The sequence below is a fragment of the Synechococcus sp. MU1625 genome (assembly GCF_020514205.1).
In the GTDB taxonomy this organism is placed as follows: Bacteria; Cyanobacteriota; Cyanobacteriia; order PCC-6307; family Cyanobiaceae; genus Parasynechococcus.
The window spans coordinates 660,650-686,478 of the sequence record NZ_VTLA01000001.1 but is presented as its reverse complement, the minus strand read 5'-3'; the positions used below and the strand labels follow the sequence as shown (position 1 = coordinate 686,478).

The 25,829-nt window shown below is 56.2% G+C and carries 43 protein-coding genes; 20 read left to right on the top strand and 23 right to left on the bottom strand.

Annotated elements, in window-relative coordinates:
• Nucleotides 1–16 precede the first annotated feature (16 nt).
• The 3 genes from FZX13_RS04075 to FZX13_RS04065 all read right to left on the bottom strand — a co-directional run bounded on the left by FZX13_RS04075 (nucleotide 17) and on the right by FZX13_RS04065 (nucleotide 2,976).
• The gene (locus FZX13_RS04075) at nucleotides 17–1,597 is read right to left on the bottom strand and encodes an iron uptake porin (protein WP_226407544.1); all 1,581 of its coding nucleotides are present in this window, start codon (nucleotides 1,595–1,597) and stop codon (nucleotides 17–19) included.
• 359 nt (nucleotides 1,598–1,956) lie between these two features.
• Entirely contained in the window at nucleotides 1,957–2,571 is a 615-nt protein-coding gene (locus tag FZX13_RS04070; protein ID WP_226407534.1) for a helix-turn-helix domain-containing protein, read from the bottom strand.
• Between the two features lie 213 nt (nucleotides 2,572–2,784).
• Nucleotides 2,785–2,976 carry a hypothetical protein gene (locus tag FZX13_RS04065; RefSeq protein WP_226407532.1) on the bottom strand — a complete coding sequence of 64 codons (192 nt, stop codon included), beginning with the start codon at nucleotides 2,974–2,976 and terminating at the stop codon, nucleotides 2,785–2,787.
• Nucleotides 2,977–3,305: 329 nt separating this feature from the next.
• On the opposite strand from FZX13_RS04065, the gene FZX13_RS04060 reads away from it, so the two are divergent.
• A complete protein-coding gene (locus tag FZX13_RS04060; RefSeq protein WP_226407530.1) occupies nucleotides 3,306–3,479 on the top strand; it encodes a metallothionein in 174 nt (57 codons plus the stop codon).
• A 16-nt stretch (nucleotides 3,480–3,495) separates the two neighbouring features.
• Here FZX13_RS04060 and FZX13_RS04055 read toward each other — a convergent pair whose 3' ends face one another.
• The 6 genes from FZX13_RS04055 to FZX13_RS04030 form a co-directional block, all read right to left on the bottom strand.
• Nucleotides 3,496–3,780, bottom strand: coding sequence for a hypothetical protein (locus FZX13_RS04055; protein ID WP_226407529.1), 285 nt, complete (start codon nucleotides 3,778–3,780; stop codon nucleotides 3,496–3,498).
• Complete coding sequence (locus FZX13_RS04050) at nucleotides 3,777–3,998, bottom strand: DUF3721 domain-containing protein (RefSeq protein WP_115021799.1); 222 nt, start codon at nucleotides 3,996–3,998, stop codon at nucleotides 3,777–3,779. Before FZX13_RS04050 ends, FZX13_RS04055 begins: the two co-directional genes overlap by 4 nt.
• A gap of 4 nt (nucleotides 3,999–4,002) precedes the next feature.
• Nucleotides 4,003–4,260 carry a hypothetical protein gene (locus FZX13_RS04045; RefSeq protein WP_226407527.1) on the bottom strand — a complete coding sequence of 86 codons (258 nt, stop codon included), beginning with the start codon at nucleotides 4,258–4,260 and terminating at the stop codon, nucleotides 4,003–4,005.
• 68 nt (nucleotides 4,261–4,328) lie between these two features.
• Entirely contained in the window at nucleotides 4,329–5,039 is a 711-nt protein-coding gene (locus tag FZX13_RS04040; RefSeq protein ID WP_226407525.1) for a phosphoesterase, read from the bottom strand.
• Entirely contained in the window at nucleotides 5,039–5,854 is an 816-nt protein-coding gene (locus tag FZX13_RS04035) for a metallophosphoesterase (RefSeq protein ID WP_226407523.1), read from the bottom strand. The genes FZX13_RS04040 and FZX13_RS04035 overlap by 1 nt, the downstream gene beginning before the upstream one ends.
• A 5-nt stretch (nucleotides 5,855–5,859) precedes the next feature.
• Entirely contained in the window at nucleotides 5,860–6,642 is a 783-nt protein-coding gene (locus FZX13_RS04030; RefSeq protein WP_226407521.1) for a GTP-binding protein, read from the bottom strand.
• A 151-nt stretch (nucleotides 6,643–6,793) separates the two neighbouring features.
• On the opposite strand from FZX13_RS04030, the gene FZX13_RS04025 reads away from it, so the two are divergent.
• Nucleotides 6,794–7,063, top strand: a complete 270-nt coding sequence (locus FZX13_RS04025; protein ID WP_115021808.1) for a hypothetical protein — start codon at nucleotides 6,794–6,796, stop codon at nucleotides 7,061–7,063.
• Between the two features lie 89 nt (nucleotides 7,064–7,152).
• Nucleotides 7,153–7,275 carry a hypothetical protein gene (locus FZX13_RS12900; protein ID WP_255617429.1) on the top strand — a complete coding sequence of 41 codons (123 nt, stop codon included), beginning with the start codon at nucleotides 7,153–7,155 and terminating at the stop codon, nucleotides 7,273–7,275.
• Nucleotides 7,276–7,661: 386 nt separating this feature from the next.
• Here FZX13_RS12900 and FZX13_RS04020 read toward each other — a convergent pair whose 3' ends face one another.
• Together FZX13_RS04020 and FZX13_RS04015 are read right to left on the bottom strand one after the other, a co-directional pair.
• The gene (locus FZX13_RS04020) at nucleotides 7,662–7,853 is read right to left on the bottom strand and encodes a hypothetical protein (RefSeq protein ID WP_226407519.1); all 192 of its coding nucleotides are present in this window, start codon (nucleotides 7,851–7,853) and stop codon (nucleotides 7,662–7,664) included.
• Between the two features lie 130 nt (nucleotides 7,854–7,983).
• Complete coding sequence (locus tag FZX13_RS04015) at nucleotides 7,984–8,160, bottom strand: hypothetical protein (RefSeq protein WP_166017056.1); 177 nt, start codon at nucleotides 8,158–8,160, stop codon at nucleotides 7,984–7,986.
• 173 nt (nucleotides 8,161–8,333) lie between these two features.
• On the opposite strand from FZX13_RS04015, the gene FZX13_RS04010 reads away from it, so the two are divergent.
• Together FZX13_RS04010 and FZX13_RS04005 are read left to right on the top strand one after the other, a co-directional pair.
• Nucleotides 8,334–8,753 (top strand): hypothetical protein, encoded by a 420-nt coding sequence (locus FZX13_RS04010; protein WP_115094143.1) that lies wholly within the window; start codon nucleotides 8,334–8,336, stop codon nucleotides 8,751–8,753.
• A 548-nt stretch (nucleotides 8,754–9,301) separates the two neighbouring features.
• Entirely contained in the window at nucleotides 9,302–9,466 is a 165-nt protein-coding gene (locus FZX13_RS04005; RefSeq protein WP_226398580.1) for a hypothetical protein, read from the top strand.
• A gap of 29 nt (nucleotides 9,467–9,495) precedes the next feature.
• Here the strand turns inward: FZX13_RS04005 and FZX13_RS04000 are convergent, their stop codons facing one another.
• Both FZX13_RS04000 and FZX13_RS03995 read right to left on the bottom strand, forming a co-directional pair.
• A complete protein-coding gene (locus tag FZX13_RS04000; RefSeq protein ID WP_226407517.1) occupies nucleotides 9,496–10,377 on the bottom strand; it encodes a GNAT family N-acetyltransferase in 882 nt (293 codons plus the stop codon).
• 55 nt (nucleotides 10,378–10,432) lie between these two features.
• Nucleotides 10,433–10,606 (bottom strand): hypothetical protein, encoded by a 174-nt coding sequence (locus tag FZX13_RS03995; RefSeq protein ID WP_166017053.1) that lies wholly within the window; start codon nucleotides 10,604–10,606, stop codon nucleotides 10,433–10,435.
• Nucleotides 10,607–11,072: 466 nt separating this feature from the next.
• Here FZX13_RS03995 and FZX13_RS03990 point away from each other — a divergent pair, with 466 nt between their 5' ends.
• Nucleotides 11,073–11,465, top strand: coding sequence for a DoxX family protein (locus FZX13_RS03990; RefSeq protein WP_226407515.1), 393 nt, complete (start codon nucleotides 11,073–11,075; stop codon nucleotides 11,463–11,465).
• A gap of 16 nt (nucleotides 11,466–11,481) precedes the next feature.
• Here the strand turns inward: FZX13_RS03990 and FZX13_RS03985 are convergent, their stop codons facing one another.
• The 3 genes from FZX13_RS03985 to FZX13_RS03975 form a co-directional block, all read right to left on the bottom strand.
• A complete protein-coding gene (locus FZX13_RS03985) occupies nucleotides 11,482–13,233 on the bottom strand; it encodes a gamma-glutamyltransferase family protein (RefSeq protein WP_370630790.1) in 1,752 nt (583 codons plus the stop codon).
• Nucleotides 13,234–13,652: 419 nt separating this feature from the next.
• Nucleotides 13,653–13,835 carry a hypothetical protein gene (locus tag FZX13_RS03980; protein ID WP_226407511.1) on the bottom strand — a complete coding sequence of 61 codons (183 nt, stop codon included), beginning with the start codon at nucleotides 13,833–13,835 and terminating at the stop codon, nucleotides 13,653–13,655.
• A gap of 67 nt (nucleotides 13,836–13,902) precedes the next feature.
• Entirely contained in the window at nucleotides 13,903–14,172 is a 270-nt protein-coding gene (locus tag FZX13_RS03975) for a DUF1651 domain-containing protein (RefSeq protein WP_226407509.1), read from the bottom strand.
• A 475-nt stretch (nucleotides 14,173–14,647) separates the two neighbouring features.
• Here FZX13_RS03975 and FZX13_RS03970 point away from each other — a divergent pair, with 475 nt between their 5' ends.
• The gene (locus tag FZX13_RS03970) at nucleotides 14,648–14,935 is read left to right on the top strand and encodes a hypothetical protein (protein ID WP_226407507.1); all 288 of its coding nucleotides are present in this window, start codon (nucleotides 14,648–14,650) and stop codon (nucleotides 14,933–14,935) included.
• Complete coding sequence (locus tag FZX13_RS03965; protein WP_226407505.1) at nucleotides 14,928–15,182, top strand: hypothetical protein; 255 nt, start codon at nucleotides 14,928–14,930, stop codon at nucleotides 15,180–15,182. The genes FZX13_RS03970 and FZX13_RS03965 overlap by 8 nt, the downstream gene beginning before the upstream one ends.
• 281 nt (nucleotides 15,183–15,463) lie before the next feature.
• Here the strand turns inward: FZX13_RS03965 and FZX13_RS03960 are convergent, their stop codons facing one another.
• From FZX13_RS03960 to FZX13_RS03940, 5 genes are all read right to left on the bottom strand, one after another.
• On the bottom strand, nucleotides 15,464–15,631 hold the full coding sequence (locus tag FZX13_RS03960; protein ID WP_226407504.1) for a hypothetical protein: 168 nt from the start codon (nucleotides 15,629–15,631) through the stop codon (nucleotides 15,464–15,466).
• Between the two features lie 141 nt (nucleotides 15,632–15,772).
• The gene (locus FZX13_RS03955) at nucleotides 15,773–15,949 is read right to left on the bottom strand and encodes a hypothetical protein (RefSeq protein ID WP_166017046.1); all 177 of its coding nucleotides are present in this window, start codon (nucleotides 15,947–15,949) and stop codon (nucleotides 15,773–15,775) included.
• 40 nt (nucleotides 15,950–15,989) lie between these two features.
• Entirely contained in the window at nucleotides 15,990–16,166 is a 177-nt protein-coding gene (locus FZX13_RS03950; protein ID WP_166017045.1) for a hypothetical protein, read from the bottom strand.
• 686 nt (nucleotides 16,167–16,852) lie between these two features.
• A complete protein-coding gene (locus tag FZX13_RS03945) occupies nucleotides 16,853–17,080 on the bottom strand; it encodes a hypothetical protein (protein ID WP_226407502.1) in 228 nt (75 codons plus the stop codon).
• A 150-nt stretch (nucleotides 17,081–17,230) separates the two neighbouring features.
• Nucleotides 17,231–17,959, bottom strand: coding sequence for a class I SAM-dependent methyltransferase (locus tag FZX13_RS03940; protein WP_226407500.1), 729 nt, complete (start codon nucleotides 17,957–17,959; stop codon nucleotides 17,231–17,233).
• 65 nt (nucleotides 17,960–18,024) lie between these two features.
• Between FZX13_RS03940 and FZX13_RS03935 the strand changes: the two genes are divergently transcribed.
• The 8 genes from FZX13_RS03935 (at nucleotide 18,025) to FZX13_RS03900 (ending at nucleotide 22,325) form a co-directional block, all read left to right on the top strand.
• Nucleotides 18,025–18,162: a hypothetical protein gene (locus tag FZX13_RS03935; RefSeq protein ID WP_226407498.1), complete on the top strand. Its 138-nt coding sequence runs from the start codon at nucleotides 18,025–18,027 to the stop codon at nucleotides 18,160–18,162.
• Nucleotides 18,163–18,217: 55 nt separating this feature from the next.
• Entirely contained in the window at nucleotides 18,218–18,403 is a 186-nt protein-coding gene (locus FZX13_RS03930) for a hypothetical protein (protein WP_226407496.1), read from the top strand.
• 25 nt (nucleotides 18,404–18,428) lie between these two features.
• Nucleotides 18,429–19,139, top strand: a complete 711-nt coding sequence (locus FZX13_RS03925; protein WP_226407494.1) for a response regulator transcription factor — start codon at nucleotides 18,429–18,431, stop codon at nucleotides 19,137–19,139.
• Between the two features lie 106 nt (nucleotides 19,140–19,245).
• On the top strand, nucleotides 19,246–19,479 hold the full coding sequence (locus FZX13_RS03920; RefSeq protein ID WP_226407492.1) for a hypothetical protein: 234 nt from the start codon (nucleotides 19,246–19,248) through the stop codon (nucleotides 19,477–19,479).
• A 197-nt stretch (nucleotides 19,480–19,676) separates the two neighbouring features.
• Nucleotides 19,677–20,549 carry a phycobilisome rod-core linker polypeptide gene (locus FZX13_RS03915; RefSeq protein ID WP_226407490.1) on the top strand — a complete coding sequence of 291 codons (873 nt, stop codon included), beginning with the start codon at nucleotides 19,677–19,679 and terminating at the stop codon, nucleotides 20,547–20,549.
• A 610-nt stretch (nucleotides 20,550–21,159) separates the two neighbouring features.
• Complete coding sequence (locus FZX13_RS03910; protein WP_226407487.1) at nucleotides 21,160–21,768, top strand: hypothetical protein; 609 nt, start codon at nucleotides 21,160–21,162, stop codon at nucleotides 21,766–21,768.
• A gap of 12 nt (nucleotides 21,769–21,780) precedes the next feature.
• Nucleotides 21,781–22,005, top strand: a complete 225-nt coding sequence (locus tag FZX13_RS03905; protein WP_226407485.1) for a hypothetical protein — start codon at nucleotides 21,781–21,783, stop codon at nucleotides 22,003–22,005.
• A gap of 65 nt (nucleotides 22,006–22,070) precedes the next feature.
• Entirely contained in the window at nucleotides 22,071–22,325 is a 255-nt protein-coding gene (locus FZX13_RS03900; protein WP_226407473.1) for a hypothetical protein, read from the top strand.
• On the opposite strand, the gene FZX13_RS03895 is transcribed toward FZX13_RS03900, so the two are convergent.
• A complete protein-coding gene (locus FZX13_RS03895) occupies nucleotides 22,307–23,545 on the bottom strand; it encodes a cytochrome P450 (protein ID WP_226407471.1) in 1,239 nt (412 codons plus the stop codon). The genes FZX13_RS03900 and FZX13_RS03895 overlap by 19 nt on opposite strands.
• A 64-nt stretch (nucleotides 23,546–23,609) precedes the next feature.
• Here FZX13_RS03895 and FZX13_RS03890 point away from each other — a divergent pair, with 64 nt between their 5' ends.
• A complete protein-coding gene (locus FZX13_RS03890; protein ID WP_226407469.1) occupies nucleotides 23,610–23,885 on the top strand; it encodes a hypothetical protein in 276 nt (91 codons plus the stop codon).
• A gap of 19 nt (nucleotides 23,886–23,904) precedes the next feature.
• On the opposite strand, the gene FZX13_RS03885 is transcribed toward FZX13_RS03890, so the two are convergent.
• A complete protein-coding gene (locus FZX13_RS03885) occupies nucleotides 23,905–24,360 on the bottom strand; it encodes a lipocalin-like domain-containing protein (protein WP_226407467.1) in 456 nt (151 codons plus the stop codon).
• 510 nt (nucleotides 24,361–24,870) lie between these two features.
• Here FZX13_RS03885 and FZX13_RS03880 point away from each other — a divergent pair.
• From FZX13_RS03880 to FZX13_RS03870, 3 genes are all read left to right on the top strand, one after another.
• Entirely contained in the window at nucleotides 24,871–25,236 is a 366-nt protein-coding gene (locus FZX13_RS03880) for an AbrB family transcriptional regulator (RefSeq protein WP_115021855.1), read from the top strand.
• 77 nt (nucleotides 25,237–25,313) lie between these two features.
• On the top strand, nucleotides 25,314–25,505 hold the full coding sequence (locus FZX13_RS03875) for a hypothetical protein (protein WP_115021857.1): 192 nt from the start codon (nucleotides 25,314–25,316) through the stop codon (nucleotides 25,503–25,505).
• A 79-nt stretch (nucleotides 25,506–25,584) separates the two neighbouring features.
• Entirely contained in the window at nucleotides 25,585–25,752 is a 168-nt protein-coding gene (locus tag FZX13_RS03870; protein ID WP_170951187.1) for a hypothetical protein, read from the top strand.
• Nucleotides 25,753–25,829 lie beyond the last annotated feature (77 nt).

Below are 25,829 nucleotides of genomic sequence, written 5' to 3'. Positions count from 1 at the left end.
GTTGATCAAATGTGGATCAGAATTTGAAGGTCGTCTTGACGAGACCGCCAAACTTGTTGGCACCATTCACTTGATGTTTGCCCTTTGCATCATCAACCCAGAACACAGCAGGTGTGATGGTGATGTTGTCGGTCACACGGAAGTCGTAATAACCTTCGATTGCAAAGTTCTGGTCGTCAGCCTTTTGCCCCTGAACTTCGGTGGCGTAGCTGGAGTAGGAACCAAAGCCAAGTCCCAGCTTGTTGCCTTCCATGAAGGCGTCATTCCAGTTCAGGCCAACCATCCAGCCCTTAACGGCTTCGGAGTTGCCGCGGTATTCACTATCAGCCCAACCGAAGTCCAGGCCTGCACTGATGGTGGGAATGAATCCGCTGTCTTCAGGTGACCAGTAGCCACGAAGGCCAACGGCGTGGATGGGGTGAGCCAGATCCTTTGCCGTGGGTGTGGAGTAACCCATAGCCGCCTTGGCTTCTGTGTTGATCGTGCAGGTTTTCACACCCAGCTCGTCAGTGACACAAACCTTGTCCTGCTGAGCATTCTTCAGAGCGTAGAGCGCTGAAACATGCCACTTGCGGTTGCCGTAGCCAACTTGGCTGAGCAGGTAGGCATCGGTGTCTTCACCGAACATGCCTTTTTTCGAATTACTCGTCGCACCGTCACCACCGTCGGCAACGTAGTTCACAGCAAGATTGAAGGCTGCATCACCAGGATCGACATCCTGACGCCACTGCACACCAAATCCTTGGCCAGTGCTGGCACCGAGAACAGCACCGTAACCACCCAGTTTGAATGCCTTGAGGATCGGCTTGTAACGGGTTGGCGTTTCGATCATGTAGTAGTTCTCGATCAACGCACCAACGGTGACCTTGAACTCGTTGCCGATCGGGAAGCTATACCAGAGCTTGTCCACCTTGATGGTGTTGTCGCCGCTCTTGGCATCAGCCAGATAAGAGTCTGATTCGGTCCAGACGTTGTCCATGTTGCCCGTGCGAAGACGGGTGTACAAGCGATCCTTGCCGGTGAAGGAGGTGTCGAGGTTCAGCGTGTAGCGATAGGAGAAGTTGAATCCATCGCTCTCGCAGGAACCAGGCGATTTTTCGTTGCACTCGTCGCGATCGGCATACTTCACTGCGCCAGTGAAGAAGTCAGCCTGACCACGCAGTTTGGTGGTGGTGGAGAACTGGGTTGCTTCCAGTTCGCCAACACGGGCCTCGAGGCCGTCAACGCGACCCTTGAGGATGGCCAGCTCGGTTTCGAATTCCTTGAGCAGGCGACGCAGCTCGTCGGTCACTTCAGTGATCCGGTCGAGGCAGGCGTTCAGCAGGGCAGCCGCTTCGTAGCGGGTCATGGCCCGGTTGCCACGGAAGGTGCCGTTGGGGTAGCCAGCCACGCAGCCGTACTGCTCCACCAGGTTCGCCAGAGCCTGATAAGCCCAGTCGGTGGGATAAACGTCGGAGAACTGGGTGACGCTGGTCACCTGATCAGCGGAAGCCGCGTAATCAGAAACGCCGTTGATGTTGAGCTCGGCGGCATTAGCGCCACTGGCCAGAAGGCCAATGGCAGCAGGAGCCACCAGCAGTTGCTGGAAAAGCTTCATTGAATTCCTCACACAGGAAAGCCCAAATTGGGCACGCCCATACTGCCGTTGCGCTGTATTTGCTGCTACTCGTATAGAGCACTTCCAAGTAGCTTTTTATACGTCTGCCTGTTCATTTCTGTTATCAGCCTCATCGCAGTCCTTTTTGGAGATGTCTGTGGTCTGCTTGGGGCTTCGCTGTGTCTCTTAGGCATCAATAAGAAGACTGACGGCCTTGTGTCATTTGTTACTCTCTTCCGTGTTTTAGGCCTGTTGGAGCGATTAGAGTTAAAAAGTTGATTCCCATCGGATCTTGGCCAATTCATCCGACGATAATTTACGGCAGACCAAGAAAAAGGGCTGTAAAAAGTCAAAGTGTTCTAAATGGAAGGGTGGAACATGTCGGTGTGGCCATTGATTTGATTTGCCGGCAATATCAGTTGATTCTTTAGTTCGTCAATATAAATTTTATTAGATTTCCTGAGAGAGCTTATGCTTCTGGAAACAGTAGATCTTGTGGTTCCAATGATTTCGGCGATTCGTCCATGAGAGAGTGTGTGCTCTAGCAAATAGCCATCGGTCGTACGTATCCCAAGTCTGGTGGTTAATAGCTGGAATAATTTCATGAGACGACTTTCTATGTTTGTTTCGAGTCTGACAATGTGCAGTTGTAACACCCATTCCATGATGCTGTCATTGGATCTTTGTTCTGGATGATGGCCATAGCTTGCTTGGCATTTTGTTTCTGTTATCGCCTCTATCCTGATCGATAACTCTTCAGGATACTTGAATCTGCATGGTTCAGATTTGCATGCAAAAGCTAAAGTCAAATCAATTATCTTGCCTTCTTGGTAGGCGCCAATTCTTACGATTCCATCTTCTACTGTTATTTCTACGTCTTCTCTGCCTTTAGGTCTATCGAGAAGCACTGTTTCCGAAGCATTCAGGCATATTGGCCTGTGCTGCCTGGGATTATTTCCACCCTTCGTATTCATTGATGTGTTGACGTGTGCTTTTTGATACTTCCTGCTGTAGTCGCGTTGCCACCTATTTATTTGCTGTTCTGTATAAACAAGTCATCGCGGTTTTGTATTAGATGGATTTTATAGCACGTTGTGGATTGTTGGCTTTGTTCGTTGTTGTGATATTTGCCCTTTTTGAAGTTCGATATGACACATTGCGTCGTCGCGATAAGGATGCTCTGTCTGTTAATGCTTCAGCCACAGCATTTTTTCCGGCCTGATCACCTCAAGGGCTTCCATGTGCTCGTTTGTTAGTGCCTGGGCGGCCTGATGTTGGCCTGCAAGGGAAAGCTGCGATGCTCGTCCAAAGCACCAGTCTTTGATGTCATTGAGCGTCTTGGTTCGATGGCGATGTTTGTTGATATTTTCTGATGGCATTTTTGACTTGAGAATCCTTTTATTGTCTCGAATTGTATTTTAAATTTCCTTTTTTATGTACGTTTGAGCGTAGTCAATTGTTGTCCCTCATGTAGCTATTGCTTTCTTGCTCTTTTGGGGCTGCCTTTTGAAACTTTTTATCTATAGCCGCCTCTCTTGTCCTTCGTTGGTTTTGTTGATGCCCCCTGCCTGTAAGTGCTCTGTAGCTCTTGGTCGCATTTTGCTGATAATCATTCTCGCTATTTTCTTCGCTCTTTGTGTTGGTTCGTTCTTTTATTTGACGCTCATGTTTTAAGCCTCTATAGATATCCTCATATCATCTGTCCGTTATGCCTTCAGCCCTACTTCTTTGTGCTTGTGAGCGTTGCACCTGCGAGGTTCAGGAGACTAAAGCTGTGATTCTGCATGGCCTGAGCTTCTGTTCAGAGGCCTGTGCCAGCGGCCACCCCAATAACGAGCCATGCCATGGCAGCGGTTCCTGTGGATGCACCTGCGCGGAGTGAGCGAGTTGGGTTGAGCTCAACCCCCTTTCGATCGGGCTGGCCTCAGCAGCATCGTCAGCCCTGACACGGTGACAACAATGGTCACCCCTCCCAGCAGGATTGGATAAATCGGTTGGAGGTTCAGCCAGCCGAATTGTCCCGTGTGCAGCTTGAGCAGCCAGAAGGCATCGATGTTCCGCTCAAGGAGCAAGCTGTAGAGGGAGCCAGTGCCTGCTGTAATCAGCAGTGGTGCTGCGGCGATTGGCACCAGCCAGCGGTGGATGCGTCGTGCCTGACGGCTCGTTGTTCTCGATTTTTTCATTGCTTGCGCAGCTGTTGATGGAGTTTCCGTTCATCAGCGCAAGGCATCCAGCGTCCGTTGTTCTCGTGAACGCTGGTGCAACCGATTTCGGTAGCTCGCTGCTGAGCTTCCGCCTCGGTGGCGTAGAGCCCTTTGCTGTGGGCCAATCCTGGCGTTTGGTTTACCAAGAGGGTCACCACACCGACGGCAAGAGCCGTTAAAGGTTGGATGGCGGTCATTGGTTCAGAAGCCTTCGCAGTGTTCGATGGCTTTCAAGTAATTCATCTTGCCCGGGTGTGTGTTTCCGTCGGTGTTGATCGCGACCCGCATGGCGATCTGGGCATCGACGCAGCGGTTGTAGCGGTCGGTTTTGACGGCTTGCGGAATCAACAGAACAGCAATGCTGAGCAGGCTGAGGCTGCTGACTGCAGCCAGCACCGGGTATGCGTGGGCTCTCACCATTTCACGCACCGTGAGCCGTTGTTGGTTGTGATCGTTCATGTACTGATGGCGATTGCCCCAGCGTATGAACGCCCTTTCGGTTTGTTTGGCCTGAATGAACGAGGCAGTCAGCCAAAGCCCCGCCCCGCGGCGTGGACGGGTTCTCCCGCAATCCGAAACTCGATGTGATCCGTTGCGGGGTCGTACAGGGTGTAGTTTCTCCCTCCGCCAATACCGATCACGCTGCGCTTGGGTACGGCCTGTTCGCTCTGCTCTTCTCCGGAATGGTCCTTGACATGCGATTGGATCGATCCACCGGAGAGTTCAAGCCGGAACTGACGCTGGCAGCGTGCTGTGAAGAGGCGATTGACATCCAGTCGCGTCAGGCGATCCAACAACACCAGGGCAGAAGTGTCTTCTGTCAGCCGGTCACCAACATCAGCTGAACTGCCATGGATAAGGGCGCAGTCGAGTTCGATGAAACCGAACTGCAGCGATGCCAGCCAGTTGAGATGGTCTGCATCCACGGCAGCAAGAAGTGCGTTGACGCCAGCCTCGCCGTGCTCTTGTCTGAGAGCTTCAGCCTTGCGTTCCCCGCGGTAGCCAGACTCAGCAAGCAGCTGCTCTTCCCACCAGCCGTAGATGCACTCGGGCTGAAGATCAGCTCGATGCGGCTGTCTCAGACGCTCGAGCAGTGCATTGCACTTGCGTTGTGATCCGATCAAATCACCGAGAACGAAGAGATTGGCAACACCCCGCTGTTGCTTTAACTCTTTCTGGATCTGCTCGTACAGATCCAGGTCTCCTTGGAGACCACTTACCAGGGCCCAGCGTTCCATCAGCGCTCACACACGTGGCTGGCGTCCTCAGCCCGCTCGGCGTATTCGAATCCGTGGCTGAGCCTCCAGGCAAACACCTCCGGTAAGCCCGCATCAACGATGGCCTGACAGGTTTTGGCGACGTCGTAGTCGACCTCTCGAATGGTGACGTCTCCTGTGTTGTCGTCATGGATCACATAGGTCGCCTTCGTGCTCCCATGACGTGGTTCCCCCACGGAACCAGCGTTGACGATCCGCCGCATTGGTAGTTCCAGCTCATGTTCTGTTGGTGTGCCTTGATCGCTTTGTTGCAGCTTCACCCGAATGGACCCCTGCCGTAGTTCGCGCACATAGGGCTGGTGGGTGTGGCCGCAGAACAAGGTTTCCGCTCCCGCTGTTTCCACCCGCTCAAGGGCTGCAAATGCGTTCATGTCAGGCAACAGATACTCGTGCTGACTGTTGGGACTGCCATGCACGAACAGCAGCTTCTCTCTGCGGAATGTCATGGGCAGTTCGGCCAGAAATGCTTTGTTCGCCTCCGTCAGCGTTGCGGCTGTCCAGTGGTGGGCACGATGGCCTCGCCGTTCCGCCAGCTGGGAGGGATAGCTGCATTCACAGGCATTCAAGCCATCAATGATGTCCTCATCCCAGCAGCCCTGGCACGTGGCAATTTGGCGCTGTCGCACCAACTCCACCACCTCATTGGGCTGTGGTCCGTAACCAACAAGGTCGCCCAGACAGGTGATGGTTTTGATCCCGTGGGAGTCAATGTCGTCGAGGACGGCCTCAGCGGCTGCCAGGTTGGCGTGCAAACAGGAGATGACGGCATGCTTCATGTCAGTCAGCTTTCCAATGTGGGTTGTTGTTGTTGCTGGAGCTGTTGTTGTTGCGCGGTGAGCACGTCATCTGCGAGCAGGCAATCGTTGATGGTTGCCTGCATCCCTTCAGGATTGAGTGCCTTGCCTTGAACGACCAGTTCTGAAGTTCGACTGGGGCGCCCCGTGGGGGGAGCCGTGGCGTCCAAGGGCAGAAACTGTGATCCCTGTTGGCTCACCATCCAATTGCAGAAAAATGCACGCCCGTCGGGGAGATTCATCAATCCTTTGGCGCGGTACACATCGCCGTAGGCACCATTGACGAGTTCAAACCAGAAGCTGCTGAGGCTGTCTGGGTCCCAAACACAACCTGAAAGGGATGTATGCCAAGCCTCAAGCTTGCTGAACTCCAAGGTGTCATTCGAAGGCAACTCTGGGTCTCGCCCAAAGTGCATGACTTGGTCAGGTTGCAGCTGCAAGGCGTCCAGCTTTGAGCGGACGTTGATTCCGAAGCCATCGATGCCCTCCTGGGTGGGAGTACGAAACCTCTGAACTTCGATCAACGTGAGCGCATCGTCCTCCTCCTTCAGGTCTGCTGCATTGGATGGCGTCGCCTCCTCAAGCCTGGGGATCTGGTCCTTGAGCCAGCTCAGGTCGATACCGCTGTCGGCTCCCTGCTCAAGCCCCGCGTCTGGTTCTTCCTCCAGGCGCAGGTAAGCGCAGGGGCCGCCGTGATCTTGGAGCGTTTTGAGTGCCCAGGATGTTTTTCCGCACCCCGGAGGACCTGAAATCAGGCACACCTGACCCATCGCAGCCTCCACAAAGCTCGAGAATCATTCTCATTATGGTCGCTCGTCGCTGCCCTGTCGCGCTTCGGCTCCATTGCGTTGAGGTTGGTATCGCTTGTTATGGGCTCTGCTTGCATCTCTCGCTAGGGTCACCAGAACTCGGTTTTGACCTATGCAGGCCTTGGAGTTCCTCGCCCTCGCGCTGGTGAACTTGGCTCTGATGGTTTATCTGTTTGAAAAAGGCTTCAAATTCTGGAAGGAGAACCGTCGTCTCGATCGCCTGGTCAATCAGCATCCCGAAATGAAGGGGGTGCATCCCGACGAGGATGGCCTTTTTGTTTTTGAAAGTGATGACTCCTTAAAGGTTTTGGTTCTGGAGAACGATGAGCCCGGTGTGGATGAGCCCTTCTATGTGAGAGAAGAAGATCTTGAAGAGGAGTGAATGCAACGCCTGACCTGAAGTTTTGGGGGTAATTCGTGCAGGAATGGAATGATGAATTTGTTACCCAGGCTCAACATGAGCTCACCTCCATGGTGACTGACTGGAAATACGATTACGGCGTCAGTGATCGTGATTGTTCGGCCATGTTGCTCTGGATGCTGATCAAGCTCAATCCCGATTGCAATCTCGATGCCGGTGTTCTGGATCCCTGAGCAGGCGTTGTGTCTTGGGCAGCCAACTTGGCCCGCCAGTGGGGGTGATGCGTTTGTCTGTCCCTAGGTGAAAGCACCGATGTTTATTGGTTCTTGGCGATACACAATGAAAGGGTGACCCCCAGCTCAGAACAGGGGGAATCTGCGTCGAACAAGGGGAGGGACTAGGGAACCCTCCCTTTTTTGTGGCTGGCCTGCAGTTCAGCTCACCTAGGCCTTTCTCTGGGGTCTAATCACAAAAAAGCCCGCCAAAGCAGCGGGCCAGGTGATGGGGAATCCCAACATAACGACCACTGCCAATGGATGCAGTGTTTCTTTCTTATTCATGCTGCGGATCCGGTTGCAACTTATGGCCCTGCTGTGAGTGGTATCGCTTTGCGCAAGATCTAGTTCAGTCGCCTGCGTGAGCCGCTGTTGCGCCCGACTTCCTGAACGTTTCGACTCAGATACAGGGCATTGCTGAGTCCCATCACGACGGTGCATCCTGCCGGGCCGCACACCCGGTAGAAGTGATGTCCAATGGATTCGACTGTTCCGTTGCCTTGAACGGAGTACGGCAGATGCAGGCGCTCGGCCATGGGACGACGCTTGAGGCAAAACCGTCCTACGGATCCCGAGTTGGACTTGACTGCGACATCTGATACAGGTTCGCTTTTCTTTGCTTCCCTCAGTGTTTGTTAAGGATCCAGGCCTGTGCCTTCGTGGGCCTCAGGTGCCTGGGAAGTGACTGGCCTTGAGTCGAACAAGGTGATCCCGCACTTCCAGGTCTGGCATTCGCATCACGCGTTGCATCAGGTCTTGCCGATGGGCGTAAAGCCCCCTGCAACCCTTGATGGGTTCGGTGAGCAGCTCGAGCAGTTGTGCTTTGGCCGTTGTGCTTGTCATGGTCTTTTGCTGCGCCTGGTCTCGTCTTGTCCCCCAAAGCATCGCGAACATGTGATCGCAACACATCACCCATTCGAGTGGTTGTCTGCACTGATCCCAGGCGACGTCTCCCCCATTCGAGGGGTGGCTGCCAGGGTCAGCTTCTTTATCGTGACGTGTCTTTCGAGGTTCGGATGAGGGTTCTGCAATCCGTTCTGGCGTTGCTGTTGGTGTTGGTGCTGGGTTGCGCAACAGCTTCACCGGTGTTTGCTGCCATGAGCGAGGAGTCGGCGAGTAGTGATTTGATTGCGACGCTCGAACAAGCGCGGGATGTGCGGGAGCAGGCGGATCTAAAAATCCGGGAAAATCTCAAATTGATGGCGTCCAGTTGCCTCTATATGAGTGATTCGTTGAAGGAGTTGATGGCTTTGGAGAATCAGTTTGAAGACCGCCAGATCGCAGATTTCACCGTGGGTATGGCCGATGCGGTCGAGTTGGAATTGCTCGATGAGGAATCCCGGAAGATCAAGGCGCTGTACCGGCGATCCCACTGTGACGACCCGATCATCCTGCGGGAACAGTTGCGGCAGGCGGATCAAAAGCGGAAGGCCTGACTCAAGCAAGCTTCGCAACAGCAGACCCCCGACCCCTTTGACGGAGGGGGCCGGGGGTCTGGTTCTGAACGGTGTCGTTCAGGCTTGAAGTGGCCGTCCCGTTCCGATGAACGGGCGGCCTAGATCGCTCGCTTGTGCATGACGCACTCCATCAGGTTTTCGGCTGAAGGAAAGTCGAAGCGTCTGGCTCGTGGCACCTGGGGCCATGTTCCAAGGGGTCGGGTGAAGGGGGCTCCTTAGGGCACCTGACACGGTGCAGATGGAGTGCCGATCGGCCTGGCCTTTCGCACAAGGCCCGTCGAAGGGCGCACCCGACAAGAGGTGTGAAAACTGTTGGAGCAGGGGCCTGAAAGTCAGTTTGCTTCTGACGTCTGCTCGGTTGGACCGTCGTCACGCATGGACGCCTCCGATCTCGATGGACACATTCTTGGGGGTGGGTCGAGTCCCGGCAATCAGCACGAACACGCATTGCCTTTCAGGGCTGAATCGGCTGAAAGTGGGAAGGCCGTGGCCGTGATCTGATTAACCTGAGCCGCCGCCCGCGGTTGATGACCATTCCCTTTGGCACGCCTGAGTTTTCGGATGGCCTGCTGAACAAGTCGGTCTCATCCACACGACTGCGTGCCTGGTTGAACACACGTCTTCGCCAGCTCGCCATGGGGCAACGCATCCAGGATGCGCGGGCGTTGCGAAGCGAATTCCTTGTGGAGTGATCAGTGCCGCTCAGGTCTGTTTAGGCAGGTCAACCCAGCTCGAGGCAGGCCAGGCCATAAACGTTGCGATCGTGGCCTTTCGGCATCACGCCTTTGTACATGCGCACCGTTGATCCCATGGGCTTGAAACCCTTCGCCGTTGTAAGGGTTTTGGCGGAGTGGTTGTGCCCGGGGGTGTCGATCAAAACGACTCCCTTATGGCGGTCCATGGCGTTGTTTAGCAATAGCGATGCCATCCCAGCGTCTTCTGCAAGCCATGGCCCCACCCGCCACCCGTCGCCAATCGGGAGGAGGCAGGGTCGAATGCGCACATAGCCATGGCATTCACCCTTTGTATCCATGGCCACGAACACCTCCCCGGCCTTGTGGCGAAGCCACAGTTCAAGGAAATGGGGGCGCGGGCTGATTTCGTGGCGTTCGTCGTAACGCTGGATGGCCTCGAGTGAGATGTCGCGCAATGACACGACGTTGATGTCGCTGCGATGGAGAAGGGTTGTGTTCGGGTTGTTCGATTGATCGCTCAGGCACAACATCTGCCGGCGAGTGGTGACGCAATCCTTCTGAAAACCGGCTTTTTCATAGAAGCCAACCATCTGCACCGCTGCTTCTAGACCGATGCACTCCACGCTCTTCAGCGTCTGCAGGGCATGTCGCCAGAGGCGATGGCCGATGCCCTGGCCGCGATGGTCCTGCTTCACAACAAACAGGCCGATGAAGGCGTAGCCGGGGTTGTAGGTCACCGCGGCGATGCATCCCAACGGCTGGTTGTTTTGCCAAGCCAACCAGATCCCCTGGCGATCGGTGTTGGCATAGATCTCGATATCGCCCACACCAGGAGCGAAACCCTGTTCACGGGCCAGACCTGTCACAAAGTCAAGGTCGGATGACGTGAATGGTTTGATCTCCAACATCGACAGTCAGGCGAGGGGGCAGCAACCTGAGTGTTCGAACAATTTTCAGGCGCCGTCAGGCGGCCCGGAGAATTGAATCCACACTGGTTGGATAACGGCGCACGTACGCATTGGTTTCCATGGCGACGATGCGCGCCTCTTGGCGATCAGCTGCCTGGAGTTGCAGCGTGTGTTGGCTGCCGTCGTCTGTTTTGTAGCGAACGAGAAAACGTTGAGGATTGGCTGTCATCGGTCTGAGACCTTCCGTCCGATCCGCAGTGTTGCTGGCCGTAGCGCACAGGCAAGAGCGTGAAATGGTCTGTGGTTTCCCTCAACGATGAGATGTCCCATCGGTTGCGCGTGAGCCAGGTCGAGCTTCATGGCTTTGCCGTGAATGCACCCGTCTTACTGCCTCTGCAACCGGATCTCCATCCCCCTGTCAGGGGATACGTCGACCTGTAGGTCGCCGATCCTGGCGTGATGGGCTCTTGCCCCTCTGTTTCGGCTTGGGGAAGGGGAGATCCGAACCGTTGCGGGCGGTTCTCCTCTCCCTGTGTTGCAGCCTCTTGAGCGACGCTTAACCCGGACAGATGTTCATGAGGGGACCAACCCCTGAGGCTCGACCCTCAGGGGTTTTTTTATCGCTGTTCAGAGTGAACAGTTGCTCCCTAGGGTGATTCCCAGGACTCACCTGCCCCTGCGGGCTTTTGCTGACCATGACTCCTTCGAAGCTGTTCGACTTTCTCGGCCGGGTGCTGATGGCGGCCGTGTTTGTGAATGCATTGCCGGGGAAGTTCAGCAACTTCGCTGAAACGGCAGGCTTCATTGCCTCCAAGGGCATTCCTGAGCCGCTGGCATCGGTTCTGCTGGTGGCGGCAATTGTGGTGTTGATCGCTGGATCGATCCTGCTGGTGTTCGGCAGCAATACGGTGCTGGGGGCTTCCCTGCTGCTGCTGTTCCTGGTGCCCACCACGCTGATCTTTCACACCTTCCCGGTGGACAGTGGTTTCGTGATGAACCTGGCCTTGATCGGAGCGTTGATCCTGGCCATCACCCGTGCCTGGGGCAATGGAGTGCCCAGCTTCACGAACATCTGCTCCAAGGGTTGATCGTCCGCTGGCAGGGTCATGGCAGGGCCAGGGCCGTTCCCTCACGGCGCGGGTCTGCCACCCCTTGCCAAGCACCATCGATTTTCTGCACCAGGGCGGTGCCGCTGCCAATGGGCTGACGACGTAGTGGCCCTTTTGTTGTCAGCTGCTCCAGCGGGAACGGCCAGGCGAGCGGGGGATCATTTTCCAGCACCAGCGTCTCGCCCCGCCTGGAGAGATGGGGCAGGGCCACCGCTCGCGTTGGCGGCTCGTTCCAGACCATTGATGCCACCAACACCCGGCTGAGTAGATGCGGAATGCTCCGACCGCCAGGGCTGCCGAGGGCCAGCACCGGTTGACCATGACGGAACACCAGGGTGGGCGCCATCGACGACATCGGCCGCCGTCCTGGCAGGCGACGGTTCGCCACCGGTTTGCCGCCAAGGCTGGGGCTGAAGGCGAAGTCGGTGAGCTGATTGTTCATCACCATGCCGGCCACCAGGTGCCGACTTCCGAAGATTGTCTCCACTGAGGAGGTGTAGGAGGCAATATTGCCTCCGGCATCCACGATCGTGATCTGGGTGGTCCCCTGCTCCTGCCCCTGATCAGGCCGACCGAAGGGGTAGCGATCCGTCCCCGGTGGCAGCCCTGGAGTGGGTTGCGTTGCCTCGGCGATCTGTATGGCCTGGGCTCGCTTTGCGATGTACCCCGGATCGAGCAAGCCAACGGTGGGAACCGCTCCATCGCGCGGGTCACGCACCCAATAAAGGCGGTCGGCATCGGCCCAGGCTTGGGCTCGGCCCAGCTGCCTCCAGATTTCAGGCTCTGCTGCGCTGGACCCTGGAAGATCGCTGCTCTGGCTCAGCAGGGCGAGGGTCTGCAGCAGCGCCAACCCACCACTGCTGGGGGGCGGCATCGTGCAGATCTGATGTTGAAGCTGTTGGCGGCAGAGGGGGGCGCGATCCAGCACGGCATAGCTGCTCAGATCGGCTGGGCTCCAGCCACGGAAATCTGGTTCGCTGGCCTGCAGGGCATTGATCCCGTCGAGGATTCGCTGCGCCAACGGCCCTTGATAGAAGGCCGGCCCACCGTCACTGGCCAGCAGCCTCAGGGTCTGGGATAGGGCGCTGTTGCGGAAAGGTAGATCCGCCGGCGGGGGCTGGCCACCGGGCAGGTAAAGCGCCTGAAAACCGGGGCTGTGGGCCACACCGAAACGCTGGGCAAGACGAATGGAGCGCAGCAGCCGGGGGCTCGGTTGAAAGCCAACGCTGGCCAGGCGGATCGCCGGTTGGAAGGTGTGGGCCCAGGCCAGACGACCGTGGTTTTGGTGCGCCTCCCAAAGCAGGGCAACGGTGCCAGGAATGCCGATGGCGTTGGCTTTGGCGGTGGCCTCTCGCCAGGGGAGGGGACTACCCGAGGGGTTGAGCAGGTCGTCGGGCTGGCTGCGCTCGGGGGCCACTTCACGGCCATCCAACACTTCCAAGCTGCGTTGCTTTGCATCCCAGTGGAGGAGGAATCCGCCGCCTGCGAGGCCGGAGCTCTGTGGTTCCACCACGGCCAGCACCGCTTGCGCGGTGACCAGGGCATCGACGGCGGTGCCGCCCTCCCTGAGAATCCTCAGCGCAGCTTCACTGGCCAGGGGATTGGCGGTGACCACCACGGCTGATCCGCTGGCGCTGGAGATGCCCTTGCTGCCGGGGTCGGCCGATTCCGGATCATCGCGGCTGATTGGTGCTGCTGTTGTGGGGGGGCAGATCAAGAGGATCAGAGCCAGCAGCAAGGCTCTGATCAGCGGCAGCCCGCTCCTGCTTGTGGCAATGAAAACATCGCTGCAAAGGCTCTTGAAGGAAAAAATGATCAAATTCCCTCACTCACCCCTCTCGGATTTCAATCCAAGGGCTGAACTTGTCTAGGAAGAGATGTATCCGCAGGCCCACCTACGGGATACATCGCAGTCCTATGGGACAACCTACCGAAAAAAAGGTTCCCAAAGAGCCCACTCCTCAGGAACAACTCGTGCATGCGGACAGAACTTAATGCTACTCAATCTCCCTTAACAATGAGTAAATTTGCTCAGCGTGAGGGGCCCGGGTCTTTGCGTGGCATTGATGATTGCTATTTCCTCTGTCATCTCGTTTCAACTGGGCAAAAAGAAACCCCCGTCCAAGCGGGGGCTGCATTTCTGTGGCGTTGTCGCGCTGGGATTGGTCAAAGACCAAGGAATTTTGCAGGAATGCCATCCAAGCTGTTGTTTCCCATCATTTGGAAGATGACGTTGATCAGCATCCCTCCAATGTGGATGGCTCCCACCAGTGCCAAGCCTCTCCAGAGCTTCTCAAATGCTGCTGGGGGCTGATTGTTAACCCACGTGCCGGATCCGTTGGTCATCAATTCATCGAGACTTTCGCAACCTTGGCGGAAGCTGTTGTTTTGGTCCAGTATTTGTCATTGACATTCATCAGCGCACGGGGGGAGAGCAGCGCCGCCAGCCTGTCTTGAGCATCGTGTTCCACGCTTCGATGGCGTTGTGGCGGAGCATCCGCCGGCGGGTCTGTGGCATCGGTGGCCGAGGCGGAACCCAGTAGTAGGTGTGCACTGCAACCCACTGGGAATGGACGGTGGCTGAGTCTGGTTTGAACTGCACCACCTTTTGCTGCTCAGGGCTCACCAGCCAGCCTTCACCGCCTGGCTTTTCCGTTGGTTCGTGGGTGGCGCGGTATCGAGGCAAGGGGGTGGGGCGACGGCAAGAGAAGACAGCTCTGCGAAGCGCGTGCTGCCGGAGCGGTGCCCCGACGTGATGATGGCGAGGCTGATCATGACTGGTGGGCCAAATCGAGCGCGAACCGTTGGGATTGCCAGGGAATGAACAGAGTGTCCTGGATGGCGATGGCAATCTCAGTTGAGAAACATCGATTCACACCTTTTTGATGCTCCAAAAAAAGAAGCTCGTCTCAGTCAAAAAGATGCATCAGAAAGCTTCCGGAGGCCTGGATTGCGACCAATGTTCCACTCAGGCAAGAGAGTTTTGAACTGTCCTGTACTTAACGGACAGGCAATGAAGATCTTTTGGGTTCTCAACGAAAAAACATAAAGTTTTGGTATCGACCTATAAGCAAGTGTGAGAAACTTGAATTATTGGCTTGATAAATTAATGCTACTTCATGCTCTGATCGCTTACATTCAAGTAAATCCGTTTGGCAATAATGGAAAGCCGTCAGGTTGAAGATTTTTCCCAAAAAATAGCCTCGGACTTCGCGCAAGCCTGCAGGAATGATGAGAAAAGTGAGGATTGTTTTGGAACTGCGTACAGCTACGGTCGAGATAATGAGACTCGTTTGACCCATGAAATTATTCGCCTCCAGCGAGAAAGTGGCCTGTCGAGAAAAGAAATTATTGACTCGATTAGGGATCTTGCAAGTCGTATGAATGCACTTTCTTATGTTTTTCTAGTGGCGGCTGACGTTGCCGAAAAAGCGCTCGACGATGATTGATCCTGGCGGTTTGCATGATCCAAGCCAGCCCAGTGACGACCCTCCGGGCTATGCCCCGCGAGGAGACTTTCTGATGGGCCTAGCGGAAGAAGCGATCAAGGAGACCAGGAGACGAAAAGTTGAGAAGGAAATTGCCGTACTTGCATTGGCACTGAAGGATTACAAAGATAAAATTACCATTCGACGCTATGAGCAACTTATGAATCGTCTTGCCGAGCTGAAGAGCCAGCTCAACAGCAATCCTTAAATCCAAAACACAGTTTTAGTCGACCTCAGAGGAATGGCTTGAGTGCTGGGTTAATCAGGCTTGAGGCTGACAACGGCTGGGCGATGACGATCTCTTTTTTTGTGCGTCACCATGATTTTCGATCGCCGGATCTCCGTGCTTAGATCGTGATCTGGTGGCAGTTGATTGATGACGCCGTCGAAAAATTAGTGCTGACCTTGATGGCTGACGCTGCCGCCGGAATTATCTCATCAGGATTGGGCCGCCATCGGTGATATCACTGGCTGCTCCATGGCTGCCTGCTATGGCGAGGGTTGATGGTGCTGGCGCAGTTTCTTGAGTTGATCGTCGATCTGAAAGCGCAACTGCCTCAGATTTTCAACATTGATCTCGTTTTCGCCCGCACTCCAGTGCTGCGGGTTGGCGACACGAATCTCGAGTTCACGTAGGCGGGAGCGATCGGTTTGCATGTCGAGCTCCGCGGGCGGCTTCAGTCTGTTGCCATTGCGCTGAGTTCAACATGAGTTTTTTTACCGCTTCGTAGAAAAGAAGTGACTGCAGTCCATGTCGATTCAACATCGACTGGATGAACAGCCTCAGCTGGGCAAGGCTTAATTGGAATCAGACTCGAACAGGTGATCCATTAAGGCTGCATAGAGTTTGGTCTTCATGTCCAACAGGAGGGCTTGTTCGTTGGCATCACCCCCAGGCCAGCTGACGTAGGCCTCAGCAATCGCCTTGTGCAAAAGGCGCAGAGCGTCTCTTTCCACCGCGATCGTTGTGATCATTTGGTTGCCCTCCATTTGCTTTGAACGAAACAGGCTGTCTTCAGAGATCTCTCGGTTGGCGCATGATCCAGTCCGAGGCGGCTTGCTGTTGTTTCCAGGCCACCAAAAGGTCTTTCGCAATACTGCGGAGGGCCTGAAGATCCTTTGAGTTGTCGATCTCGCGTGAAAATTTCTCGATTTCAAATTTCTGGCCCAGAGTCAACGCAATCGGTTCCATTGGCTTGTGGCTTTGCGCCCGGAAAGTAACCCAGAACTTTTGGTGCTGCAAATTCAAACCGTAGTGTTTGCAACCGATTAGAGAGAACTATGATCAGCTCAATACATTGCCACCGTTACAGAACATTTCTGAATGCGGCTAATCAATCGGATCGCAAAGGCTTATGGCCTTAGAAAGCATTTGCAGCTCTCAATCTGATGCATTTTACCTGGGAAAAACATCTTGAATTATCCCGGAATGTAGCTGTTGCTTCAGACGAAAATCAGGGTATAGCTCTGGCACTTATGGGTGTTGCTCTGACAATGCTGGCCAAGGATCTCCTGGCCCATGAACTGAATGGCTCAGCGCTGCCGTCATCCAGGTCTTGAGCCAGAAGGCCACGTCGTTGGCTCAGAGAAAGTCCATCTCATCTTCGTTGTTCTCGTCTTCCTGGGATTGGATCCACAGCGCCGATAGCGGAAAGATGAAGCAGCTAGCAATCAGAAATTCCATTTGAACCTGGCTTTGCTGAACTAACGATCGAGCAAAAATGGATGGTGATCTGTATCAACTGATCTCGTTTTTTCTGATTTTGGTCGTCGATTGATCCGTTTTATCTTGTTGAGTGATTGTGCTTAGTCAGCCCAGGCTGATCAAGGCCACACCTGCAACAAACAGCAGAACGGACAGCACCAACAAGCTTCCATTCATCGGTTGCTTGTTCTTTTGATCGATTCCATCCCCAGGCGTGCTGCCTGGCGGCCCAGATCAATCGCTGATTTGGCGCTGCTTTTGATCAAATCCTTGGCTGAGCTGCGAACCCGTCGCGGGCTGCGCTGCATGGCGTCGGGCCAGGATCCTTCCGGCCATCGCGGCACGCGACGGGTGACTCGGTCACCGAGTTGAAGCAGGGATTGTCGTAGCCCGCTGGCCACAGCTTTGAAGCAACAGCATCAATCTGCTGGCTCTATTGCAAGGGTGTTGTGCCAATTGACACGAAGGCGGGTTGGCATCTGCATGGGAAAGACCCACCACAGGGGCGGGGCTTTCTGGATATGGCGGTCGCTGGTGGGGCACCTGCAGGCCTATGTCTCCGGTGAAGCGGCTTCAGCCTGACCCTCAGCTCGGCATAGCCAGAGGCGGATGAACAATCCCTGATAGAGCTGCAGAGGTGCCCGCCAACCGGCTTGCTCCAGTACAGCCGCGACCCGGCTGGCATCAAGGGAGAACACCACCTTGTTGCGGCTGTCCCTGATTTTTTCAAGCCGGTCTTCAGGAACGCCCCGGTCGACAAGCCGTTGCCACGCCACATTGAACACTTCGCATTGGCTCTCGCCCTCCTCCGCTTCGCTGTAGGCGCTCAGCAACAACACGCCGCCATCAGCTGTGCACTGCGTCAGTTCGCGCAACATCGCGTTCTGCTCGTCGCTGGGCAGCAGGTGAAGCACGTTGTGGCACACCACCAGATCAAACCGGGCGCCGTTCAGTTCGCCCTCGAGTGCCGCGTTCAGGGTGCAGGGCAGCAACCGGCAGCGGCTGCTGCCGGGGTGATCCGAAAGGGTTTTGCGGCATTGCTCCAGCATCAGCTCACTGGGCTCGAGCACCGTCAGCTCAGCATCAGAGCAGGCGTTGAGAAGGTTTGGAAGTTCATCGCCGGGGCCGGGACCCACCACCAGCACCTGCTTTGCATCGCTTGCTGTGGCCTTGATCGCTGCTCTGGCGATCTCGTGCAGAACGTCGTGGCCGGGAATGGAGTCTTGAATGCTCTTGCGATAGGTGCGGCCGTACTCGCCATCGAAATCAAGGGAGGGCATGGACCACCGCGATGGAGCTTTCCCAATGATGGTTGCTTTGTGCGATTCAGCCCTGGAGGTTGCCGATGCCGTTGTGCACCCCGTCCCCTCCCAACCTGACAGCAGTCTTGGCAGCCAGCGCCCTCGTGTCAGCCAGCAACGGTGCCTGCTGGCGCTATCCCTCATCTGAGGGAATGTCTCGCCTCGATGACTCCCTCAACTGAGGGATGTGATTCTTCTTCTGTTGGGGCTCAATAAAGAAGCGCGCCATTGCTTCCTATGCCCCCGGTTTACGACTTGATCCTTCAGCGCAAGGGCGAGCTGCAGACCGAAACGGTGCAGGTGGCCGATGCCGCCCAAGCCTGGCGATTGGGGCGTGAGCGCTATCCCCACTGCATTCGTGGCGTTGTTCGTCGGGATGGTTGTCGCGATGGCTCTGCAGCTGAGCCATCCAAACGCCGCTAAAAGAAGCTCATCTGAATGTTTTGGGATGGAGCTGCGGCTCGAGTCGCGTGCGTTGCATGAAGCCATCGAAGAGACGGCGCAGTTCTTTCAGAACCAGCGGGTGGTGGTCTGCTGCGGTGACCGTCTCACCCTCACCTGTCTCTGCCTGGCGGAGCCGATTCGCCGTGCCGTGGTGGGCGCCGCCACCACCGAGGAGGAGGGCTTCGAGCTGGTGCTGCGCACCCGGCCGAGCCTGTTGATCTGCAGTGCGAATCTGGAGACCGGCTACGGCATGAACTTGCTGCGGCGGGTGAAGGCGGAGCTGCCCACCTGTCAGCTCCTGATCGTGCTTGTGCGTGAAACCCAGGCTGTGGTGCAGGAGGCGATGGAGGCTTATGCCGACGCCGTGATCTTCAAATCAAGCCTCGGCACAGGAAAGGGTGATTTCGTTCAAGCCCTTCACACCCTCGCTGAAGGAGGCGTGTATTTTCCCGAGGAGATTCGTAGCCTTGGCGCGGCCCAGGCGCCGAACCCGAATCTGCCCGCGTTGATTGAAGACCTCACCGAGCGTGAGCTGGAGGTGGTGGCGGGGGTGGCCCGAGGTCTAACCAACCAGGGGGTTGGCAGCAGCCTCGGCATCTCGGTGGAAACGGTGAAGACCCATGTCATGAATGCCAAAGACAAACTTGGTGCTGCTGATCGCACCCAGCTGGCGGTGATGGCACTGCTTTATGGCTTGATCGATCCCCTCGGCTGATTCACTTGCTTCACTCACTTCGGCAAGCCTGTTCGGTGATCACGGTCGCCATCCCGCTTCAGTCGCCGCCGCTGGATCCATAGGGTCTTTTAGTTGCTTTTTTGTGATGTCTGACGAAATCACCAACCAGCAGTCCTGCAGCGGCAAGAAGCGGGCGATGCTCGCCTATGGGGTGGTTCAGATCTCCGCCACCGTTGTTTCAGCCGTGTCGTTGGCGGCCATTGCCTTCGGTTTGTGTGCCGTGAAGCAGGAAAGCCGTTTGTTCAATGGCTGCGTTGAGGCTGTCGTGGCAGAGGGCAGGTCTCAGTCCGAAGCTGTTCGTTATTGCAACGGCGGGTGAGATTCAATCTCAACCGTTGTCTGCGGTTGATCAAGAGCCCTTGGCGACGCTGCGTTTTGAGCGAGACCAGGGCTTCGTTGTGGGGTGATTCAGCCAACGCCATTTGGGCGAGCAGCCCAGCTTTTAACTATTACTAAGTTCATCTCCAACAATTAAGAGATCGCCATATCTTTGATCTGATTTCACTGTTTCCTCGGATGCCAGCCCTGAAGTACAAGCGGGATTTCACCCACGAACAGCGGGTGTCCTTCGCCTTTGCGAACTCCGTGGACGCAACCAAAAGTGCCAGCTCCAACAAGCGCAAGGCGGCATCCACACCTGCTGAGTACAAGCAAAACCAATGCGCCGCCATGGGCATTGGCATGGGCCCTCGGATCCATGAGGAGTGCCCCTTCTCGGCGATCAACCACTCCTATGCCTCAACAGGCAGCCAGGCTCTGGAAGCTGCGATCACCGCGGGTTACAAGCAGGTGTTTGGCAACATCGGCATCTCCTCCAACCAGCGTCTCGTCTCACTCGAGGCCTTCCTCTGTGATGGCCGCATCAATGTGCAGGGCTTCATGGCCGGCCTGGTCAAATCTGAGCTCTACAAGCAGAAGTTTTTCCACGCCGTGTCTCCCATGCGCGGCATCGAGCTCACCACCAAGCACCTGCTGGGGCGTCCTCCCATCAATCAGAAGGAAGTGAGTGCTGGCATTCAGCTGATCGCTGAAGAGGGCTTCGACGCTTTCGTCGACAGCCTCGTCCGCTCTGAGGAGTATCTCGAAACCTTCGGAACTGACACGGTTCCCTACCTGCGTGGTTTCAAGTCGGAAGCACGGGCTTCCTGCTCCACCTTTGTTGGCATGGCCGAAATCACTCCGGCAAATGCCAGCTCTGAAAACGCCATGTACACCGGTCCTTCGCTGGTGAAGCGCTTCAGCATGGATCTCGGTTCCTTTGCTGCTGCTGCCGTCTACTCAGACGACAGCGATCGTGGTGGCTTCTCCTACATGAATGCAGTCAGCAACCCCCGCAACGCTGCTTACCGTCGGATGTATGGCGGCAAGTTCAACTACGGCCGCTTCTGATTCATTGCTGCTTGCAGCACTGAGCTGAGAAACAAGAAGGGCAGGAGAGCTAACTCTCTTGCCCTTTTTTAATGGCGGCGCTGTTGAGCCGCTGGAGGTGCCCTCAGGCCTATTGGGCTGCCCCTGGGTATGAATACTCATTGAAAATGATCCACGCTTCCGTAAGATTTCGTCGCTCTTGAATCGTTTGATGCATTACTTCGGGCTCTTGGTGCACGAGAGTGGCCAGGTGACTGCTCTCTTTGAAACACAATTGCTCGAAGTTGCGGTGACTAAGTTTTTTCAACAATGCCTGCAGAACGGCTATGCGCCTGTTGATGTTCATCTGCGATTAATCAAATATTCGTCGCCAAAATTTCCATTTGAGACCTGTCTTGATAAAAGTCTTTTGGTTTCTGGATATAACTTGCAAGTGGAAAATTATCAGTAGTGAATCTGTTTTCGCTCCGATGGGATGTGTTTGTCATCGGAGTAAGTGATGTTGGGCAGTTGCTTGATTCTTGAGTGGATCTCAAGGCCAGGCTTGCTTTCGGCAGTCGCTCCCTTTCTTATTTCCGTCAGCGCGTGAAGCGGAGATGAGATCTTGGTTAGTGCCCCTGCCTGATGCTCCTTGGCCTGCCCAGCCGACGCCGACGCCAATCTCAAGCGTGCTCTTGAGCAGCTCAGCGGCAATGAGGCTGCGGTCGCCGAAGCCATCAATGAAGTGCGGGCCGAGCACGCCCGAAGTGAACCGCCGCTCACTGGGCCCGCACTGATTGAGCGCATTGATCAGTTGGCAGCCCAGCGGACTCTCGACAGTCAGGACGCCGCGATCCTCTGCCATTGGCCCGATGCCGCTTCCATCGGCCAGGCCTGGTTCGAGCTCAAGCATCCCGGCAGAAGTGTTCCCAGCCCGATGCTCGTGCTCGATGCCTATCTCGTCGGTGCTCCGCCGTTCCTCAGCAAGGCCCAGCGTGATCAGGTGGGTGACTGGTACCGCAGCAAGGTGAGTGCCAATCCTGAGTACACCGATGCCGTCACCGGGGCAGCCAAGGCTTTTGTGCTGATCGGCGATCTCAATGCCAGTGCTGCTGGCATGGCCTGGCAAACGATCATTCCCGATCTGCTCGAGCAGGGTCACGACCTGGAGTTCAATGTCACCAAGGAGCAGGTGACAGCTGCAGCGGCCCGCTGGATTGTTGCGGTAGCTGACACCTTCGCGGCACCATCGCTGGATTAACGCGAGCGATTGATGGGTCTTCAGCTGGTTTCCGCCGATTACCTCCACGAAGACGGCATCACCTATCGAATCCGCCGCGACAGCCTCGAGCAGGACTTCACCATTGAGGAAAAGCGCAATGGTGCCTGGGTCGACTGCGGCCTCGATCAGGCGGTGAAGGACGTGAACTTCGCTGAGTTCAAGCGCCTCGGTCTCCTGATCAAGAAGGTGATGGATGCCGACCAGTGGCTGGCTTGAGCTGATCGGAGTCGCGACTCCTGGCCAGACGCGCCAGGATGTAACGAATTCGTTACACAACTCTCATGACTGTCGGAGAAATTTTCCTCGAGAGCCTGTCCACCGGGGTGATCACCGAGCATGAGGTGAGCTGGCTGACCTTGCACCAGAGCAGTTTTGACCGTCCGGAGGAGGCCGCTGCCATTCGGCTGGGTCGCCTGATGGACCAGGGAGAGATCAACCTCGGTTGCCGTCTGCCGGAACCGATGTTGCGCCACCAGGAGGTGTTGGTGGATTGGATCGAACCTCTGGGCCGCCGTCGTCACCGCGCTGCCGCCTGAACCAGCAGGCCGTCCTTCGGGCTGGGGCTGGGAATCAGCTGCAGCGCCAGGTCTTGATCTGGCTGCAGCTGCAGCTCCACCGCCTGGAGCAATCCAACCGCCATTAGGCGGATCTCCAGTTCCGCGAGGGCCTTGCCGAGGCAGACCCGCTCGCCGCCGCCGAAGGGCAACAACGTTTGCCCAAAAGATCCATCCAGGTGCCGTTGCGGCCGGAATGCCGCAAGGTCCGCGTCGTCGTTGTCGGATGCCGGGCTCAGCACCACCTGAACCACGCTGCCCTGCGGAATGGCGACCCCCGCCAGGGTGATCGGCGCCAGGCTGCGACGGAAGAATCCACCCACCGGAGGCGTCAGCCGCATCACTTCCAACACCGTGGCATCCAGCCGCGGCGACGTCACGCTTTCAGCCAGTCCCTCCCGCAACCAGGTCTCGATCTCCGGGTTCAGTAGCAGCGCTCGAAACAGGCAGCTCAGTGACGATGCGGTGGTTTCGTAGCCGGCGAACAGCAGCAGCAGCAGTTGCTCGGCCAGGTCGTCATCGTCGAGGGGGATGCCGGCTTCATCCAGTCCGCCACTCAGGAGATCAAGGCCCCCTGCGTTGTTGTCCCGTTGCAGCTCTGCCTTGATCCGCTGCAACAGCCGTTGGCGTGCGGCCATGGCTTTGGCGAAGGGTGTTCCCGGGATCGCCAGCGGAATCGAGAACAGGGCCCGGGTCCAGATCTCGAAGTCGGCGAACAGGGCATCGCGGCTAGCGCCATCCAGCCCCAGCACCGTGGTGGCAATCACCGCAAAGGCGAAGCGGCGCATCCGTGCCGCCAGCGGCAAAGGTTTCTCGGCGGTGACCAGCTCCTGGCACAGCTCCTCCACCAACTGCTGAATCGATGGGGAGTAGCGCGCCAGAGCTGCGCTGGAGAACAGTTGCCCCACCACCCGCCGGCGCGCTTTGTGGCCTGTGCCATTGCGGTTCGCCAGCGACTTGTTGCCCAGCAGTTTCCGAACACTGTCGGGCCACCAACCCTCCAGGGCCTCACCCTGGTTCATCAGATCGGCGATGGCCTGTTCACCACGGATGAACACCATGCGCTGGGCCAACAGCTTGGTTTCGAACACATCCCCGTAGGCCTGGAAGCGCCGTTGGGCGAAGTCGGCCTGGGTGAAGAAGGCCAGGGTTTCCCCCAGTCCGCTCACGGCGCCCGTGCTGGGGAGGGGAGTGGTGGTCATTGCAGCTGGGGGGCAGGAGCTGTTCTAGGGCTGACAGTGCTGCAGGTGCTGGCTACCTGAAGGTGTGTGCTGCGCCAACGTCGTGGATCTCAAGTTCCTGGTCATGGTGCTGGTCTCCCATTTGATCAGCGCTGGTTTGTCCAAAACTGTTGCCGCCCAGAAGGCACGCAACAGCAACCGCTGGTTGTTGGCTGGCCTGTTGTTTGGTCCGTTGGGTCTGATTGCCGCCGTCGGGATGCCGGATCGTCATCAGATCGTCTATCTCCGTTATCTGGCCGAACAGCAGGGATACCAACCTCGCCATGACTGTGGTGGGCAGAAGGGTGACACGGAGACTTGAAAGCTGTGGCTTTAGGGCCTCAGCGGCAGCGTTGAAAGCGAACAATGCTGCGGGTCAGCCCTTTTTCGGGCCAGTTGGGCATCACCCTCCAAGGGGTGCGCACCGTGAGCAGATCACCGTCGATTGAGAAAAATCGGGTCTGTTCGGTGCCAACCCACTCGGGGTTCCAGGCCACATCCACCTTGGTGATCCAGCGATCACCCTCCAGGCGATAAAGACCGGTGTAGGCAATCATGTTGCTCAGTAAAGAGGAGCGCTCTTCGGCGCTGGCGCCTGGTTGCCGTCCTTCGGCCGAGAGCATGAAGGAGAGACGTCCTTCCGGTGTGAAGATCACATATCCGCTGGGGTGATCGCCCATTGGCGCAAAGGCGTTGCCATTGGATTGTTCTTCGACGCAGTAGCTCAACAGCTGCCAGGCGCCATGAACTGTGGGTGGAGTGATGGCTTGGGCGGGTTGAACTGAACTGATGCTCACAACTGAACCTGTTCCTGACCGGCAACCTATCGATCGCCATCCAGCTTCTACAGCTTGAATCTCGGGATTCCTGTGAAATAGAAGCCATTGAATGCCGATCCAGTAACAACAACCACGAAACTGCTCGGGTTTTGATGGCGTCGTCCTGCAGTGCGCGTCGATGGCTGACTGGTGCCAGTGGACGTGGAGGTTCGTGTTGACCAACCAACCGACGCCCCGCTGATCAGGATCTGATTGGAACTGAGAGTCGGTGTCTATCATTTCGTTCAATCTTCGATGCCATCTGTTGGCATCTGATGGCTGTGTCAAACCATCCACCGATAGCGATCGAGTTTGTCGCTTGATTCTTGCTCGCAATCCGTTGCATCGGTCGGCTTCATTGATCGGGTTTATCGATCGAGCCTGGGGTGGTGAAAGACTTCCGAGCAAATCAACTGAAATCAGCTTTTTTATCCCCTTGTGATCTTGCAAATATGGGGTCTAATACGTGGGTCTCGTTCTCACAGTCCCATGCTTACCGGAGCTGAATTGCTCAACCGCGTCAAGGAACTTGGCGATTGCGCCAAAACAGATCTGGCCAAAGGTTGTGGCTATGTCGTCACCAAGAAAGACGGCTCTGAACAGGTTAAATTCACAGCGTTCTACGAGGCTCTGCTGGAAGCCAAAGGCCTCTCTTTTTCCACCGGTGGATCTGGTGTTGGTAAAGGTGGTCGCAAGCTGTCTTACAAAGCTGTCGTTCAGGGCAACGGCAATCTGCTGATCGGTAAGGCCTACACCGCCATTCTTGAACTGCAGCCTGGCGATGAATACGAAATCAAGCTGGGACGTAAGCAGATCCGCCTGATTCCCGTGGGTGGTTCTGAAGAAGAGGATTGATTTCCTCTCTGGTTCAGCAGAAACAACATTTCTCCCTGTGGCCCCTTTAGGTTCCACGGGGAATTTTTTTTGCTCCAATGCCCTACCAACCCACCAAGGAGCATTTGGACCATCACATTCCAGATACCTTCAAGAGCATCAACAACATGATGCGGCAGCTGAAGCAAGACATCGGCATGGATGACCGTTACATCGCTCTGATGCTTGACGCTTTGTCGCGGGAATATTCAGCCAAGCAGCCAATTGGTGATGGTTTCGGCTTTCGCTGAAGGTTGAAGGGCTGTTCCAATCAACCTCTTCCAATCAACCTGTTGCTACCAACCGGTGGAATGGCGCCTCAGTTCACCGATGAAACGACTCCTGCTCGTCCACAACCTGGTGCATGGTCAGAGCGTTGTGCATGAACTGGACGATAAGGATTTCGCCGTGGAATTGGTGGAGGGCGATCCCGAGGTGGATGAGCAGGGGGAGATGGACGTGGAAAGTCGTTTTTTCATCCGGGTCGACACCGAATGATTCCGGTGAGCAGCTCAGCACAGAAGTGATTGGTTGCACTTGATCAGAGCTATCTCGAAGACATTCAGTTGGTGGAT